Source organism: Micromonospora sp. C31 (genome assembly GCF_018070575.1).
Lineage (GTDB): Bacteria > Actinomycetota > Actinomycetes > Mycobacteriales > Micromonosporaceae > Micromonospora.
Map to the genome: position 1 here is coordinate 108,428 of NZ_JAGPXN010000001.1, position 14,777 is coordinate 123,204.

Annotated in this window: 18 protein-coding genes; 7 read left to right on the forward strand and 11 right to left on the reverse strand. The window is 73.6% G+C overall.

What is annotated here, in order from left to right; translation table 11 throughout:
• Positions 1 to 260: 260 nt before the first annotated feature.
• The 4 genes from KBX06_RS00510 to KBX06_RS00525 all read right to left on the reverse strand — a co-directional run bounded on the left by KBX06_RS00510 (position 261) and on the right by KBX06_RS00525 (position 4,829).
• Positions 261 to 677, reverse strand: coding sequence for a CBS domain-containing protein (locus KBX06_RS00510; RefSeq protein WP_210832144.1), 417 nt, complete (start codon positions 675 to 677; stop codon positions 261 to 263).
• A gap of 232 nt (positions 678 to 909) precedes the next feature.
• Entirely contained in the window at positions 910 to 1,935 is a 1,026-nt protein-coding gene (locus KBX06_RS00515; RefSeq protein ID WP_210832146.1) for an aspartate-semialdehyde dehydrogenase, read from the reverse strand.
• Between the two features lie 258 nt (positions 1,936 to 2,193).
• Positions 2,194 to 3,537, reverse strand: a complete 1,344-nt coding sequence (locus KBX06_RS00520) for a pitrilysin family protein (RefSeq protein WP_210832148.1) — start codon at positions 3,535 to 3,537, stop codon at positions 2,194 to 2,196.
• On the reverse strand, positions 3,537 to 4,829 hold the full coding sequence (locus KBX06_RS00525) for a pitrilysin family protein (RefSeq protein WP_210832150.1): 1,293 nt from the start codon (positions 4,827 to 4,829) through the stop codon (positions 3,537 to 3,539). Before KBX06_RS00525 ends, KBX06_RS00520 begins: the two co-directional genes overlap by 1 nt.
• 88 nt (positions 4,830 to 4,917) lie before the next feature.
• On the opposite strand from KBX06_RS00525, the gene KBX06_RS00530 reads away from it, so the two are divergent.
• Entirely contained in the window at positions 4,918 to 5,658 is a 741-nt protein-coding gene (locus tag KBX06_RS00530; RefSeq protein WP_210832153.1) for a phosphodiesterase, read from the forward strand.
• Here the strand turns inward: KBX06_RS00530 and KBX06_RS00535 are convergent.
• Both KBX06_RS00535 and KBX06_RS00540 read right to left on the reverse strand, forming a co-directional pair.
• Entirely contained in the window at positions 5,625 to 5,840 is a 216-nt protein-coding gene (locus KBX06_RS00535) for a hypothetical protein (protein WP_210832155.1), read from the reverse strand. The genes KBX06_RS00530 and KBX06_RS00535 overlap by 34 nt on opposite strands.
• Before the next feature lie 85 nt (positions 5,841 to 5,925).
• Positions 5,926 to 7,080 (reverse strand): alkaline phosphatase PhoX, encoded by a 1,155-nt coding sequence (locus KBX06_RS00540; RefSeq protein ID WP_210832157.1) that lies wholly within the window; start codon positions 7,078 to 7,080, stop codon positions 5,926 to 5,928.
• 312 nt (positions 7,081 to 7,392) lie between these two features.
• Between KBX06_RS00540 and KBX06_RS00545 the strand changes: the two genes are divergently transcribed.
• The 3 genes from KBX06_RS00545 to KBX06_RS00555 all read left to right on the forward strand — a co-directional run bounded on the left by KBX06_RS00545 (position 7,393) and on the right by KBX06_RS00555 (position 9,133).
• Complete coding sequence (locus KBX06_RS00545) at positions 7,393 to 8,481, forward strand: 3-deoxy-7-phosphoheptulonate synthase (protein WP_210832159.1); 1,089 nt, start codon at positions 7,393 to 7,395, stop codon at positions 8,479 to 8,481.
• A 135-nt stretch (positions 8,482 to 8,616) separates the two neighbouring features.
• Positions 8,617 to 8,865, forward strand: coding sequence for a hypothetical protein (locus tag KBX06_RS00550; RefSeq protein ID WP_210832907.1), 249 nt, complete (start codon positions 8,617 to 8,619; stop codon positions 8,863 to 8,865).
• Positions 8,866 to 8,923: 58 nt separating this feature from the next.
• The gene (locus KBX06_RS00555) at positions 8,924 to 9,133 is read left to right on the forward strand and encodes a hypothetical protein (protein ID WP_088998736.1); all 210 of its coding nucleotides are present in this window, start codon (positions 8,924 to 8,926) and stop codon (positions 9,131 to 9,133) included.
• Between the two features lie 63 nt (positions 9,134 to 9,196).
• Here KBX06_RS00555 and KBX06_RS00560 read toward each other — a convergent pair whose 3' ends face one another.
• Genes KBX06_RS00560 through KBX06_RS00570 form a run of 3 tightly spaced genes read right to left on the reverse strand, consistent with a single transcriptional unit; the run spans position 9,197 to position 10,416 of the window.
• Positions 9,197 to 9,733, reverse strand: a complete 537-nt coding sequence (locus KBX06_RS00560; RefSeq protein WP_210832161.1) for a DUF1360 domain-containing protein — start codon at positions 9,731 to 9,733, stop codon at positions 9,197 to 9,199.
• Between the two features lie 36 nt (positions 9,734 to 9,769).
• Positions 9,770 to 10,090 carry a hypothetical protein gene (locus tag KBX06_RS00565; protein ID WP_210832163.1) on the reverse strand — a complete coding sequence of 107 codons (321 nt, stop codon included), beginning with the start codon at positions 10,088 to 10,090 and terminating at the stop codon, positions 9,770 to 9,772.
• Complete coding sequence (locus tag KBX06_RS00570; protein WP_210832908.1) at positions 10,090 to 10,416, reverse strand: DUF6158 family protein; 327 nt, start codon at positions 10,414 to 10,416, stop codon at positions 10,090 to 10,092. The genes KBX06_RS00565 and KBX06_RS00570 overlap by 1 nt, the downstream gene beginning before the upstream one ends.
• A gap of 121 nt (positions 10,417 to 10,537) precedes the next feature.
• Here KBX06_RS00570 and KBX06_RS00575 point away from each other — a divergent pair, with 121 nt between their 5' ends.
• The gene (locus tag KBX06_RS00575; RefSeq protein WP_210832164.1) at positions 10,538 to 10,963 is read left to right on the forward strand and encodes a hypothetical protein; all 426 of its coding nucleotides are present in this window, start codon (positions 10,538 to 10,540) and stop codon (positions 10,961 to 10,963) included.
• 26 nt (positions 10,964 to 10,989) lie between these two features.
• Entirely contained in the window at positions 10,990 to 11,319 is a 330-nt protein-coding gene (locus KBX06_RS00580) for a DUF3817 domain-containing protein (protein WP_210832166.1), read from the forward strand.
• Between the two features lie 6 nt (positions 11,320 to 11,325).
• On the opposite strand, the gene KBX06_RS00585 is transcribed toward KBX06_RS00580, so the two are convergent.
• Complete coding sequence (locus tag KBX06_RS00585) at positions 11,326 to 11,808, reverse strand: DUF6232 family protein (protein ID WP_307854362.1); 483 nt, start codon at positions 11,806 to 11,808, stop codon at positions 11,326 to 11,328.
• 540 nt (positions 11,809 to 12,348) lie between these two features.
• Between KBX06_RS00585 and KBX06_RS00590 the strand changes: the two genes are divergently transcribed.
• Positions 12,349 to 13,323, forward strand: coding sequence for a C40 family peptidase (locus KBX06_RS00590; RefSeq protein WP_210832171.1), 975 nt, complete (start codon positions 12,349 to 12,351; stop codon positions 13,321 to 13,323).
• A 73-nt stretch (positions 13,324 to 13,396) separates the two neighbouring features.
• Here KBX06_RS00590 and KBX06_RS00595 read toward each other — a convergent pair whose 3' ends face one another.
• Positions 13,397 to 14,386: an RNA polymerase sigma factor RpoD/SigA gene (locus KBX06_RS00595; RefSeq protein ID WP_210832909.1), complete on the reverse strand. Its 990-nt coding sequence runs from the start codon at positions 14,384 to 14,386 to the stop codon at positions 13,397 to 13,399.
• Between the last annotated feature and the right edge of the window lie 391 nt (positions 14,387 to 14,777).

A 14,777-nucleotide genomic window follows, 5' to 3' on the forward strand; every position in this document is an offset into this window, starting at 1 on the left:
CCTCTCCTCCCCCGTCGGGCGATGTCCCGGAAGGGGGTCCCCGTCCGGTGCCGGACCAACCTCGCCCGGATCGGGTGAGTCGCCCGCCCGGTGCGTCGCACCCCGGCGGCCGCCTCCGGTGGCGAGGTCGGCGGCGCCTGGCGCCGCTGCCGCCCCGTTCCTCCAGGCCCCGCGACGGCGGGGTGCCGGGTCGGGTCCCACTCCGAAAAGCCGGCACGCCGGCTCCCGCGCGGGGAGCCGGCGTGCGTCGCGGTGGACGGTCAGTTGTTCGGTTCGTCGGCGCTGATGTCGGCGAGCACCGACTGCGGTTCCCGCTCCACGGCCAGGTCACCCATCGAGACCAGACCGACCAGCCGCCCGTCGTCGATGACCGGCAACCGGCGTACGGCGTAGGTCCGCATCAGGTCGGCGGCTGCGACCGCGTCGTCGTACTGGCTCACCGTGATCACGTCCTTGCTGGTGATCAGGTTGAGCGGGGTCGAGTTCGGGTCCATGTTCTCGGCCACGCCCCGGACCGTGATGTCCCGGTCCGTCACGATGCCGATCACGTCGTCGCCGTCGGTCACCACCACGTCGCCGATGGCGCTGTCGCGCATCTCCTGTGCCGCTGCGATCAACGTGTCGTTGCCGTCCATCGTCACCAACCGGGTCGTCATGAACTCTCCGACCGTTGTCATGGTGCTCCCCTCTCGGTGTCGGCACCGCCGTCTACCCGCCGTCCGCACGGGGTAACGCGTGCGACCCCGGCCCGGGGCAGGCGCGCGGCGGAAGGCCGTAGCGGCGCTCAGGCGCGCGGCGGAAGGCCGTAGCGGCACTCGACGGGCAGCCGGGGCACGAGGCGCCCCTCGGGCGTACGGACCGCGACGGGCCCCCGCCGCAGTCGGCCGGGGGCCCGGGGAGGCGCGTCGGTCAGCGGCGTTCGGCGGCGACCAGCTCGGCGAGCTGCACCGCGTTGAGCGCGGCACCCTTGCGCAGGTTGTCGTTGGAGCAGAACAGGGCGAGGCCGTGCTCGACGGTCTCGTCGGCGCGGATCCGCCCCACGTAGGTCGGGTCCTGGCCGGCGGCCTGCAACGGGGTCGGCACGTCGACGAGCGCCACGCCGGGGGCGCCGTCGAGCAGCTCGCGGGCCCGCTGCGGGCCGATCGGCCGGGCGAAGCGGGCGTTGATCTGGAGGGAGTGACCGGTGAACACGGGCACCCGCACGCAGGTGCCGGAGACGCGCAGCCCGGGGATCTCCAGGATGCGGCGGCTCTCGTTGCGCAGCTTCTGTTCCTCGTCGGTCTCGTAGCTGCCGTCGTCGACGATCGAGCCGGCGAGCGGGAGCACGTTGAACGCGATCGGCAGGGCGAACGAGCGGGGTGCCGGGAACTCCACGGCGGCGCCGTCGAAGGCGAGTCCGGCGGCGTGCTCGGCGACCTTGCGTACCTGCTCGTCGAGTTCGGCGACGCCGGCCAGGCCGGCGCCGGAGACCGCCTGGTACGTCGAGACGACCAGGCTGACCAGCTCCGCCTCGGCGTGCAGCGGGCGCAGCACGGGCATCGCGGCCATCGTCGTGCAGTTCGGGTTGGCGATGATCCCCTTGGGGCGTACGGCGGCGGCGTGCGGGTTGACCTCGGCGACGACCAGCGGCACCTGCGGGTCCATGCGGAACGCCGAGGAGTTGTCGATGACGACGGCGCCGGCGGCGGCGACCCGCGGCGCGAGCTCCCTGGCGGTGCCCTTGCCGGCGGAGAAGAGCACGATGTCGAGCCCGGAGTAGTCGGCGGTGGCCGCGTCCTCGACGGTCACCTCGCCGTCGCGCCAGGGCAGGGTGCGCCCGGCCGACCGCGCCGAGGCGAACAACCGCACCTGCTCCGCCGGGAACTCCCGCTCCGCCAGCACCTGCCGCATCACGCCACCGACCTGGCCGGTGGCCCCCACAATGCCGATCCTCATGCCCGCGAGGCTACCCAGCCCGGCGACCCGACCGGGAACGCTTTCCCACCGACCGGGGCCGGTGGCGGCCCATCCGGCGGTGGCCGTCGTCACCCCGGGCCGTGGCCCGGAACGGAACGGCACCGCCGTGGGGGCCGGTGCGACGAAAGGATCGTCAGTCGGCGGGGCGGCCCACCGGAGCATTGACGCCGGCCGCCCCCGCGGGCGCCACGGCACCGGCCGGGGGCGGCGCGACCGATGTCACACCGCCCCGGCCGGTCAGGGCTGCTCGACGAGTTCGCCCAGGCCGGTGGCGACGAGTTCGTCGCGGATCACGGCGGCGTCGCCCTCCACCACCAGGGTGAGTTCCTCCGGGCGCAGGTGTGTGGCGGCTGCCGCCGAGACCTGGGCCACGTCGGCGGCGAGCAGCGACTCGCGCAGCCGGGCGTGGTAGTCGTCCGGCAGGTCGTGCACGACCAGGGTGGTCAGCGCGGCGGCGATGGCCCGGGGGCTCTGCAACTCGACCGAGAGCTGCCCGGCCCGCCAGGAGCGCGCGACCGCCAGCTCCTCCTCGGTCACCCCGGTCTGGCGGGTACGGGTGATCTCCCCGACCGCCTCGACGACGGCCGGCGCGGTGACGGCCGTCTGCACGTTGGAGCTGACCCCGAAGCGGCCGAACCGGCGGGACGAGGCGAAGTCGCCCCGGATGCCGTACGTGTAGCCGCGCACCTCGCGGATCAGGTGGTTGAGCCGGGAGGTGAACGCCCCGCCGAGCACCGTGCCGGCGAGCGTCATCGGCACGTGGTCGGGGTGGGCGCGGTACGGCGACGGGTGGCCCAGCCGCAGCGTGGACTGCACCGAGCCGGGCCGGTCGACGAGGATTATCCGCCGGCCGGGGCGGGTCGGCACCTCGATCGGGCCGCCCCGGTCGACCGGCCCGCCGCCGGTGCCGGCGAAGGCCGTCGCGCCGAGCGCGTCCAGGTCCAGCCGGTCCAGGTCGCCGGCGACGACCAGCGTGCCGGGGCGGATGAACCACTCGGAGTGGAAGACCGTGACGTCCTCGACGTCCAGCGCCGCCACCGACTCCGGGTCGCCGTACATGGGGCGGCCCCAGCGGTTCCCGGCGCCGAACAGGTCCGCGCGCAGCGCCGCGTCGGCCCGCGGGCCGGGATTGGCCCAGTCCATCCGCAGCGCGGTCGCCTCGTCGTCGCGGACCCGCCGGACGTCGTCCGGGTCCAGCTTCGGGGTGCGCACCGCCTCGGCGAGCAGCTCCACGGCGGCGCTCAACCGCTCCACCGGCACCTGCACGCTGACCTGGAAGGAGTCCCAGTCCAGCCCGATCACCAGCTCGGTGCCGAGCCCTTCGATCGCCAGCGCGTACGCGGTCGCGTCGCGCTGCGCCGTCCCCTCCTCCAGGGCCTTGGCCAGCACCGCGCCGAGCCCTTCCTTGCCGGTCGGCTCGCGGCCGGCACCCGCGTCGAGCAGCAGCAGCGCCACGGCCAGGTTCTGCCCGGGCAGGTGCGCGGCGACCACCTGACCACCGGCCACGGTGCGGCGGACCACCTGCGGGAACCGGTACGGGCGGGCCGCACCCGGCCCGGGACGGTCGGCGATCAGCGTCATCAGGGCTTCTCCTCGGGCAGGTAGGTCAGGGTCACCCGGTCGTCGGCGGCGAGCACCTCGGCGGCGGCCTCGGCGATCTGCTCGGCGGTCACCGCGAGCCAGGCCGGCAGCCGCTCCGCGCACTTCGCCGGGTCGCCGAACTGGGTGGCGTAGCGCCCGAGCGTGTCCGCGCGGCCGTCCACGGTGGACATCTGCCGCCACCACGAGGTGCTCAGCAGGGACTTGGCCCGGTCCAGCTCGGTGGCGGTGACCGGGACGGTGGCCAACTCGTCGACCACCTCGGCCAGCCCGGCGGCCAGCCGCTCGGCGCTCACCCCGGGTCGGGCCGTGGCGGTGGCGATCAGCGGCGCGGGGGCGTGCGCCAGGTCCACCCCGTACGCCCCGACCAGGTCGGGCTGGGCGATCCGCTCGCCGTCGGCGAGGCGCTGGTACAGGCGGCTGCCCCGGCCGCTGCCCAGTACGGTGGCCAGCACCGTCAGCACGTCGTAGCCCGGGCTGCCGAAGGGGTGGGTGCGGTGCGCGACGTAGACGCGCGCCGCCGGCACGTCGGTGACGACCAGCTGCGTGGTGGGTCGGCCGCTGGCCGCGACGGTCCGGCCGTCCGGCGCGGGTGGGATCTGCGCGCGGGGCGGGATCGCGCCGAAGTACTTGTCGGCCAGGGCGAACACCTCCGCGGCCGAGGCGTCGCCCACCACGGTGAGCACCGCGTTGTTCGGCGCATAGTACGTCTGGTGGAACGCCTGGAAGGTGGCCAGGTCGGCGGCGTTGAGGTCGGCCATCGACCCGATCGTGGCGTGGTGGTAGGGGTGCCCGGGCGGGTAGAGCAGCGGCAGCAGCCGCAGCCACGCGTCGCCGTAGGGCACGTTGTCGTAGCGCTGGCGCCGCTCGTTCTTGACCACGTCCCGCTGGTTGTCCAGCGTCTCCTGGGTCAGCGCGGGAACCAGCCCGCCCATCCGGTCGGCCTCCAGCCACAGCGCCAGTTCCAGGTGCTCGGCGGGAACGGTCTCGAAGTAGTTGGTGCGGTCCGGGTTGGTGGTGGCGTTGAGCGAGCCGCCGGCGCCCTGCACCAGCTTCATGTGCTCGGTCTTCGCCACGTTGACCGAGCCCTCGAACATCAGGTGTTCGAAGAGGTGGGCGAAGCCGGTCTGCCCTTCGGGCTCGTGCCGGGAGCCGACGTCGTACCAGAGGTTCACGGCGACCGCCGGGGCGGTGCGGTCCTCACTCACCACCACGCGCAGGCCGTTGTCCAGTCGGGTGGTCTCGATGGGCCAGGGGTAACCGCTGTCGGGCATGGCACGACGCTATCCGATCAGGTGCGCGGGACGGGACGCGCCGCACGCGGCGAGGTATCGACCGCCTGCGGTCGGGTACCGGGGAGGCATGCCGCCTGCCGCCTCCGTGACAGACCGGGCCGCCGTCGCGGTCGACCGCGCGAGCGCCGCCCTGACGCGGCTGCGCCGGGCCCGGCTGCTGCACCCCGCGGGCCGCTCGTTCGCGGGCGAGGTCGTCGTCTGGGGTACGGCGGGACCGCCGACCGGGGTGCCGCTGCTGGACGACGCGGGTCGCTTCCCGGCGACCGTGCGGCTCTCCAAGGGCGTGCCCACCCCGGGCGCCTGGCCGGACGTGCTGGGGCTGGCCGTGCGGCTGCACCGGGGTCCGGGCCGGCCGTTCGACCTGCTGGTCAGCTCCAGCGGGGCCGCGCCGCTGCTGCGGAACCTGCCGCTGCCCCGGCGCCGCTTCGTGGGGACGTACAGCACGATCATGCCGTTGCGCGCGGGCCGACGGCGGCTCTTCCTGGCCGCGCTGGCCGACCCGGATTCGCCCGACCTGGGCCGCAGCCTGGCCGAGGTCACCGCCGCGGCCCGGGCGGACGCGCCGCGCCTGGTGCTCGCGGTCGCGTCCGCCGTCGGGCCGTGGCGGCCGTTCGGCCAGGTCAGCCTCGGTGGACAGCTCAGTGCCCGGACCGACGCCGCGCTGGCCTTCGACCCGATCGGCAACCTGCCGCCGGGGCTGCGGGCGGTCGGCCCGATCGCCTGGCTGCGGGAGCACGCCTACCGGGGCTCGCGACGGGCCCGGGGCGCCGTGGTTCAGTCGGGGGGCTCGATGGGGGTCACCGTCTGATCGGAGGTACGCCGCTCCAGCACGGTGTCGGGGGCGGCGTTGCGGTCCTCCTCCCGCATGTCGGACTCGGCGAGGATGGCCTCCGCCTGCGCCTGGGGGTCGTCGCTGCCGGCCGCCGCCTCCTCGGGCAGCAGGTGTGCACGGGACTCCACCCGTTCCTGGTCGCTCTGCTCGTGACTCATGACCGCCCACATACCCCGCCGGCGCCTCCGGCACGCCGCAAGATCGCGGCCGGGACCCGGCGGGCGGCCCGCCCGGGGCGGGCGGTCAGGAGCGGAACGGTCCGCGCACCTCGTAGGTGATTCCCCCGGAGGAGGAGCCGGACGTGCCGCGCTGCGACGAGAAGTAGAGCCGGCCGCCGTCGGGCGAGAACGCCGGCCCGCAGATCTCCGACGAGGACTGGCCCGTGATCCGTAGGAACGGGGCGACCACCCCCGCCGGCGTGATCACGTTGATCTCCATGTTGCCGCCGTCCTCGGCGACGTAGAGATCGCCCGAGCGGGCCCCGGTGATGTTGTCCACGCCGGTCAGCGGCGCCGTCCCGGAGACCAGCGAGTCGTCGTACGCCAGGTCGATCCGCTGGTTGACGGCGTCGTACGCCCAGACCCGGTTGTCGCCCTTGGTGGTGAACCAGCAGGTGCCGTCCGCGTACCAGCAGCCCTCGCCGCCGTTGAACCTCTTGGCCCCCGAGACCTGGTTGCGGGTGAGCGTGGGCGAGCCGTCCGGGTCGGGCACCCGCGCCCAGCTCACCGGGCCGCTGGTGCCCGTGCCGGCGACCAGCACCTCCAGGGTGCCGGCGGAGAGGTCACCCCAGGTGGTCGGCCGGAACCGGTAGAAACAGCCGCTGGTCTCGTCCTCCGTGAGGTAGACGACCCGGCGCTCCGGGTCGCAGGCGGCGGCCTCGTGGTTGAACCGGCCCATCGCGGCGCGGCGCACCCCGGCCCGGCCGCCCTGCGGGTACGTCTCGTAGACGTACCCCCGGCTGACCTCCTCGCCGGAGAGCCAGGTCCCCCACGGGGTCGCGCCGCCCGCGCAGTTGCGGTTGGTGTTCGACAGGATGCGGTACGCCGAGGCGACGTTGCCGTCGGCGTCGAAGCGCACCGCGGACACCCCGCCGGTGGTCAGGATCTCGGAGTTCGAGACGTAGATCCAGCCGGTGCCGGCGACGAAGCAGGCGCCACCGTCCGGCGCGTCGTGCCAGACGTACGACGTGCCGGGCACCGCCTGCCGGGAGCGGGCGATCACCCGGCTGGTGAAACCGGCGGGCAGTTGGAGGCCGTTGGCGTCGGCCGCGCCGAGCGGCCCGTACGGGCTGGCACCGGGCTGAGCAGGGGCGGCCAGGGCGGCGCCGGCCCAGAGGCTGCCGGAGAAGGCGGCGGCGCCGCCGAGGACGGTGGCGCGCAGGACGGTACGACGGTCCATCGGAACCTCCGGGGTAACAGCGGTCGGTGTCGATGAAATTACCGTCGGACGCATCGATCGAGGTGAACACGAAACGAGTCTTTCCCGACGAGCGGGTGGACCTTCGGGCACGGTCGGGTACGCTGGGCCGCGTGACGCGTTCGTATCGATGGTTTAGGCAGCCGGCTCGCACGCCGGTGACTTCACCATGATCTGACGTCACCACATTCGAGCCGGCCGGGCAGGAGCTCTCGTTCCTGCCCTTTTGCGTACGAGCAGCCGGCTCGACCCGGGCACCGGCCCCGGGGCACGGTCGGCGGAAGGACTCCCACCGTGACGACCCCGGAGACCGATCGGGTCAGCGACCAGCGGATCGACCGCGTCGTGCCGCTGACCACCCCGGCCCTGCTGCACCACGAGCTGCCCCTCGACGACACCCTCGCCTCGGCCGTGCTGGCCGGGCGACGCGCGGTCGGCCGCGTACTGGACGGCGCCGACGACCGCCTGCTGGTGGTGGTCGGCCCGTGCTCGGTGCACGACCCGGCCGCCGCCCTGGAGTACGCCCACCTGCTGCGCGCCGCCGCCGCCCGGGTGGCCGACGACCTGCTGGTGGTCATGCGGGTCTACTTCGAGAAGCCGCGCTCCACGGTGGGCTGGAAGGGCCTGATCAACGACCCCGGGCTGGACGGCTCCGGCGACGTCAACACCGGCCTGCGCAAGGCCCGCGCGCTCCTGCTCGACGTGCTGCGCCTGGGGCTCCCCGTCGGCTGCGAGTTCCTGGACCCGATCACCCCGCAGTACATCGCCGACACCGTGGCGTGGGGCGCGATCGGCGCGCGGACGGTGGAGAGCCAGGTGCACCGGCAGCTCGCCTCCGGCCTGTCGATGCCGATCGGCATGAAGAACCGCCCGGACGGCAGCATCGGCACCGCCGTGGACGCCATCCGGGCCGCCGGCGTACCGCACGTCTTCCCCGGCATCGACGTCTCCGGCACGCCCGCGATCCTGCACACCAGGGGCAACGCCGACGGGCACCTGGTGCTACGCGGCGGGGGCGGCCGGCCGAACTACGACGCCGACTCGGTCGCCGGCGCCCTCGAACTGCTGCGGGCCGCCGGCCTGCCCGAGCGCGTGGTGATCGACGCGAGCCACGCCAACAGCGGCAAGGACCACCGCAACCAGCCGAGGGTGGCCGCCGACGTGGCCGCCCAGCTCGACGCCGGCCAGCGCGGCGTCGTCGGGATCATGCTGGAGAGCTTCCTGCTCCCCGGCCGCCAGGACCTCGACCCGACCCGGGAGCTGACGTACGGCCAGTCGGTCACCGACGCCTGCATCGGCTGGGACACCACCGAGGAGGTCCTCAACCACCTGGCCGCCGCCGTCCGTACCCGCCGCCGGGCCCCGGCCGCCACCCCGGCCTGACCAGGATCGGCTTCGGGAGGCGGCGGACGGCTGGGCCGTCCCCCGGGCCCTGGGTTCCGGGGGACGGCGCTGGTGCGGGTGTGCGGGTCGTGCGCCGGCGGGGCCGTGGGGTTTGACCGATTCGGAGGCGGGTAGCTGACCGTCGTGACCGACGACGCACCCGTGACGGACGCGCCCGTGACCGAGGAGCCGGACACCCGGCGCCTCGACGAGCTGCTCGATGATCTCTACCACGGCCAGGAGCGGATCAGTCAGGCGGACATCTACCGCCGGGCCGTCGCCGCGCAACTGCCGGCGCAGCTCCTCACCCGCATCGCCGCCCTGCCCGAGGGCACGTACGGCGTGGACGAGGTGGCCGACATGCTCGGCGGTTCGGTCATCTGACGCCCGGGGGGCGGACGGCCTCACGCACCGGAGGCCGACGAGCAGTGAGGAGAGCGGGATGTCCCACCACGAGGAAGAGCACGAGAAACTGCCGGCGCTCGGTCAACCCCCCGGAGGGCGGGACACCCTGCCGGAGCCCGACTTCGCCAACGAGCACGACCGCACCGCCGTCGACCGGGACATCATCACCGGAGCCGACGCCGACGAGCGCGAGCCGGAAACCTCCCGCGGCTGGGCCGGCGAGGACCACGGCACCACCCCGACCTGATCGGCCGACGACGCGCGACGAGAAGGGGGCCGGCTCCGCGCCGGCCCCCTTCGTCGTACGTCGTCAGTCGTCGCGGCGTTCGTCGCCCTCGGCGGCCTGCTGGGCCACCGCGTACGCCATCTGGAGGAAGTCCGAGGCGGCCACCGCGGTCAGCGCGGTCGCCACCAGGCGGGTCAGCCGGGGGGCGAGCACCAGCCCGCCGGTGAGCCCGGTGGCGATCCAGACGGCGAGGCAGAAGGGGCAGCTCAGCAGCTCCCCGATCGCGTGCCTGGTGGAGCTGCCCTGGTCACGGACCTGCTCCATCACCTCCCCGCTGCCGATCGGTTTGTCGTAGCGGGTGAACGGCGCCCGCAGCGGGCTTGTCACCGCGTCCTTCGACAGCAGCCGGCTCAGCTTGTGGGTGGCGATGCTCAGCAGCACCACGTCGGCCGGGGCGGGCCGCTCGGGCACCGGTCGGCCGGTCGCCCGGACCAGGCCGGCGATGCCGGCGGTCACCCCGGCATAGGTTCCCATCGCCGCGAGGTAACCGCCCAACGGCCGGTGCTCGTGCGGCGCGTACGCCTGGCGCAGCCGCGCCACCTTCTTCTTCAGGGCGGTCACCCGGTCTCCTCGGTCTTCTCGGTCGCGCGGGCCGGCTCAGCCGGCCTGCAGGTTGTCGGCCACCTCGCGGGCGAGGCTGTCCAGCGACTCCTCGGCCAGCCGCTCGGCGTCCGGTCCGCCGGTGAGGTCGAGCCGCATCCGGGCGCCGCCCGCCTGGGCGGGCTCGACCTGGATCTCAGCCGACCACTTTCCGGCGGCGCTCCACCGGGCCCGCAGTTCCTCCGCGCTGACCTGGTCCGCCGGACTGCCGTCGGCCCGCAGCGGCTCGGGCAGCCACGCCGACGCCCGGGCGGGGTCGGTGGCGGTGTTGAACACCACCTCCGGCGGCGCGGACATCCCGCGCTCGGCGGACGCCATCACGCGTCCCGCAGGCGGCTCGGATCGACCTCTCGGCCGGGGTGCCGGGCGAGGTACTCGGTCTCCAGCTCGGCGGTGCGCCGCAGATGGTTGGCGAGGGCGGAGTCCGACGCGTGACGCAGGGTGTCCAGGCGGGTGCGGTGCAGGCTGTGCACCTCCCGGATCAGGTCCTCGTCGGCCAGGTCGGCGGGGTCGACGCCGAGCAGCTCGCCGTCGGGCGGGTCCGCCTCACCGGAGGCCCTGTCGTGGACGTGGTCGCCGTCCCACTCGGGAAGCCGCTGCTCCGGGCTGCCGAAGTCGTCCTGCCGTACCGATCCCGTCATGATCGACCCCCTGCTCTGGTTTGGGCTCGCGTCTAGACGGATGCCCACACCGGGTGGCACCAAACCCGGCCGCGCCTACGACGCCGTGTCGGAGAGCGCGGCCACCCCCGGTACTCTCGACGCCATGAAACGGCTCTGGACCCCGGCGTGGATCGCACGCCACGTGGCCATGGTCGTGCTGGTCACCGGTTTCCTGGCGCTGGGCTGGTGGCAGGTCAGCCGGGCCGCCGCCGGCAACGCGATCAGCTGGGGCTACGCGGTCGAGTGGCCGATCTTCGCGGGCTTCGTGGTCTTCGTCTGGTGGCGCGAGGTCCGGCACACGCTGCGTGGGCCGGCGGCGGCCGACCCACCCGGGGAGGCGTCCGCCGCCGGGGCTCCGGCCGACGCCCCGCAGGCCGCGACACGCCCGGTCGTACGCCGACCCGTTCGGGTCGCCCGCGTGTCCGCGGCTGCCGACGGCGGCGAGGACGGCGACCTGGTCGCCTACAACCACTACCTGCAATGGCTGAACGACAACCCGGGTGCCAAGCCCGGTGACTACCCCGGCTGAGGCCGGGCGCGAAAGGACGGACGACGGTGGGCGCTGCCCTGACCCGGTACCGAGTCATCGCCTGGATCGTCGGCGTGGCGCTGATCCTGCTGGTCGTGATCGGCATGCCGATGAAGTACGCCTTCGACGACCCGATCCTGGTGGAGACGGTGGGCCAGGCCCACGGCTTCCTCTACATGCTCTACCTGGTGGCCGCCTTCGACCTGTCCCGCCGGGCCGGTTGGCCGCTGAAGCGGATGGTCCTGGTCATGCTGGCCGGCACGGTGCCGTTCGTCTCCTTCTTCGCCGAGCGCCGGGTCAGTTCCTGGGTGACGGCGGAACAGGCCGGGCGCACGCCGGAGCCGGTCGCCGGCTGACGCCGGTCACCGGTCGGGCCGCCACGGGTCGGCCGAGGCGAGCGGGTCCTCCCAGCCGCCGTAGCGGTTCATCTCCCGGGCCCGGCGCAGGGCCCGGGAGACCTGGCCGAACTGCCGCTCGTCGTCGCTGGTGAACAGCAGCACCCGCTCGCCCCGGCGCCGGCCCCACAGCTCGTACGCGGGCGGGCGCCACCGGTCCCCCACCAGCGCGACCAGCACCGGCAGCAGAAAAACCAGGCCCAGGACGAGGTACGCCCCCGCGGTGAGCCGTTGCAGCCCGCCGGTGAAGCCGAGCAGCAGGCCGACGCCGCCGATCATGGCGCCGGTGACGACGACGGCCCGGACCGCCACGCGGTCGTGCGGGCCGCGGCCGGTGTGCAGGTGGGTCAGCTCGGTGACCCGCCAGCTGTTGCGGCCGACGGTGAACCGGTCGACCGTCACGATGATCCCGGGTCGGGCGTAGAGGAGGGTGGTCTTCGCCGCGGTCACCCGCGGTGACCAGGGCTGTCGGGTGGCGCCTTGAGGGTGCACGGTTCTACCTCCCGCGGCTGGTGCCGGGTCGGCTCCGTCGACGGTCTCGCGTCGGTGCCGGTCGACGGGATTCCCGGCTGCGCGCCTCATTGTGTGACGCACGTGCCAGCCCGGACGCCCCTTTCGGCTCGCGTTCGGGGCGGGCGGCCCCGCGCTCCGCCGGTTCCGGCCGCCAAGTCGGTCTTGTCGGTCATGACCGTCCAGCTTCCGGCGGCATGCGTCCACAACGACGAACAGCGCACTTCCCTCCAACACCGGCAAAATCCCCGGCACCCCGTCCCGAGTCCGGACAGTCGATCACGCTCGGTGGCCCGGGTGATCGACAGTTTCCGTCACTCCGCCAACATTCGACCCTGCTTCAACTGCGCATCACTCCTGCCCCGGGATAGGTTGTCCGGGCCGGCCCGGTCGATCGCCGTCCACCCGGACAGCACCGGCCCGGTGTCGTCGGGGGCCTCAGCAGCCCGCGGCGGCCGGTGGGAGAGGAGCATTCCGCTCTTGTCGTCCCTCAGGAACACGCTGCGCGCCTTGGCGGTCGCCGTGGTGTCGGCCACGCTGCTCGCACCGGCGGTACCCGCCCGGGCCGAACCGTCCCCCGCCGAGCTGACCCGGCGGATCGAGAATTCCTCCACCCAGCTGGAACACGTCGTCGAGGCGTACAACAAGCTCCGGGAGGAGATCAAGGCCAACCAGGCCGCCGTGGCGCGGGTGCAGAGCCGCATCGGCCCGCTGGAACAGGAGACCGAGCGGAGCCGGGCGGACGTCGGCGAGATGGCGGTGACCGCGTACAAGACCGGCAGCAACCTGACCACCGCGGACGCGCTGCTGCGTCCCGGCGGCGCCGACACCCTGCTGGACCGGCTCGGCATGCTCGACCAGCTCGCCCGGCGGCGGCAGGAGAAGATCTCGAACTTCACCGGCAACCAGCGCAAGCTGCTCGACGAGAAGACGCGGCTGGAGGTCACGCTGGGCCGGCAGGCCGCGCAGGCCCGGCAGATGACCGCCGCGAAGAAGCGGATCGAACGCGACCTGGCCGAGCTCTACGAGCTGCGCCGGCAGGCGTACGGCCGGGCCACCGAGAAGCCGGCCGCCCGGCCCGACAGCGCGAAGAAGGCGCCGGCGGTCTCCGGCCGGGCCGGCGTCGCGGTGCGGTACGCGTACGGCGCGCTCGGCAAGCCGTACGTCTGGGGTGCCGACGGGCCGAACGGCTACGACTGCTCGGGGCTGACCTCGGCGGCCTGGCGGGCGGCCGGCAAGTCGTTGCCGCACAACACCCGGATGCAGTGGGGCGCGGTGACCCACATCAGTCGCAGCGAGCTGCGCCCCGGCGACCTCGTCTTCTACAGCGGGCTCGGGCACGTGGGCCTCTACGTCGGCGGCGGTCAGGTGATCGACGCGCCGAGCGCCGGGCGCAACGTGCTCAAACGGGGCATGAACCTGATGCCCATCCAGGGCTACGGCCGGGTCCGCTGACCTCGACCGGCAACGGCGAACGGCCGGCGTCCCCCTATCGGACGCCGGCCGTTCGCCGTTGTTCCTACCCTGCTCAGGCCGCCTGGAGCCCCTCGGCCCGGGCCAGCTCGCGGAGCCGGCCCAGTGCCTGGATCTCCAGCTGCCGGATCCGCTCCCGGGAGAGCGAGAAGCGCGAGGCCACCTCGGTCAGGGAGTGCTCCCGGCCGTCCTCGAGCCCGTAGCGGGCCCGCATGATGCCGGCCGAACGGTCGTCGAGGTGGTTGAGCAGGCCCTCGATCCGCTGCCGCTCCAGCCCGGTGAGGACGATCTCCTCCGGCGACGGCGCGTCGCTGTCGGCGACCAGGTCACCGAGGTTGGTGTCGCCGTCGTCGCCCACCGGGGTGTCCAGCGAGACGGTGTCCTGCGACCAGCGGACCAGCTCGTTGACCCGCTCGACGGTGACCCCGAGGGACGCCGCGATCTGCTCCGGCTCCGGGTCGCTGCCCAGCTCGCGGGTGAGCTGGCGGGCCACGTTGCGCATCCGGTTGACGTCCTCGACCAGGTGCACCGGCAGCCGTACGGTGCGCTCCTGCTGCGCGATCGCCCGGCTGATCGCCTGGCGGATCCACCACGTCGCGTAGGTGGAGAACTTGTAGCCGCGCACGTAGTCGAACTTCTCGACCGCCCGCACCAGGCCGGTGTTGCCCTCCTGGATCAGATCCAGCATGGGCATGCCCGAGCGGACGTAGCGGCGGGCGATCGACACGACCAGCCGCAGGTTGGCCCGGATGAACAGGTCCTTGGCCCGCTCGCCCTCGGCGACCAGGCGCTCCAGGTCGTCCCGGTCGACACCGGCCGGGACGCGGTCCTCACCGAGCAGGTGCTCGGCGTAGAGGCCGGCCTCGATCGCCTTGGAGAGGTCGACCTCCTTGGCGGCGTCCAGCAGTGGCGTCCGGGAGATCTCGTGAAGGTAGACGCCGACCAGGTCGCGCTCCTCGGCGACCTCGTCGGTTCGCATGCCGATGTTCTTGTCCACGTTGTCCACGGTCCCCTCGCTCGCGCCGGTTGCCCGGTTCCTTGCCATCCCCACGTCCATCAGCCCTCCCCCGAAACTTCTGCGCCCACCGCTGCCGACACCTGCACAACAGTTGAGACGCGTCGGGGATTCCATGTCGGGAGTCGAAACTGTCACGAATGCCTGATAATCCGCTGAGAGCGCAATCCATGTTTGCTGTCAGCACCCCATGTGGCGGCCCTCCGACGGGGCACGCCAGGGGCGGCGAATCGACGTGTCGCCCGTGCCCGGTCCATGGCAGCACCGCCCGCCCGAGAGACACAGCGACCCGGATCACCGTCGCGCTGCGATCCTGGTCACTGCCGGAACACGCATCGGTGAACGGGTCGGTTCATCCACGCCCGTGGTATTACCCCACCCCCCGGTGAACAATCCGCACCGCGGTTCGATGCCCCGCGTG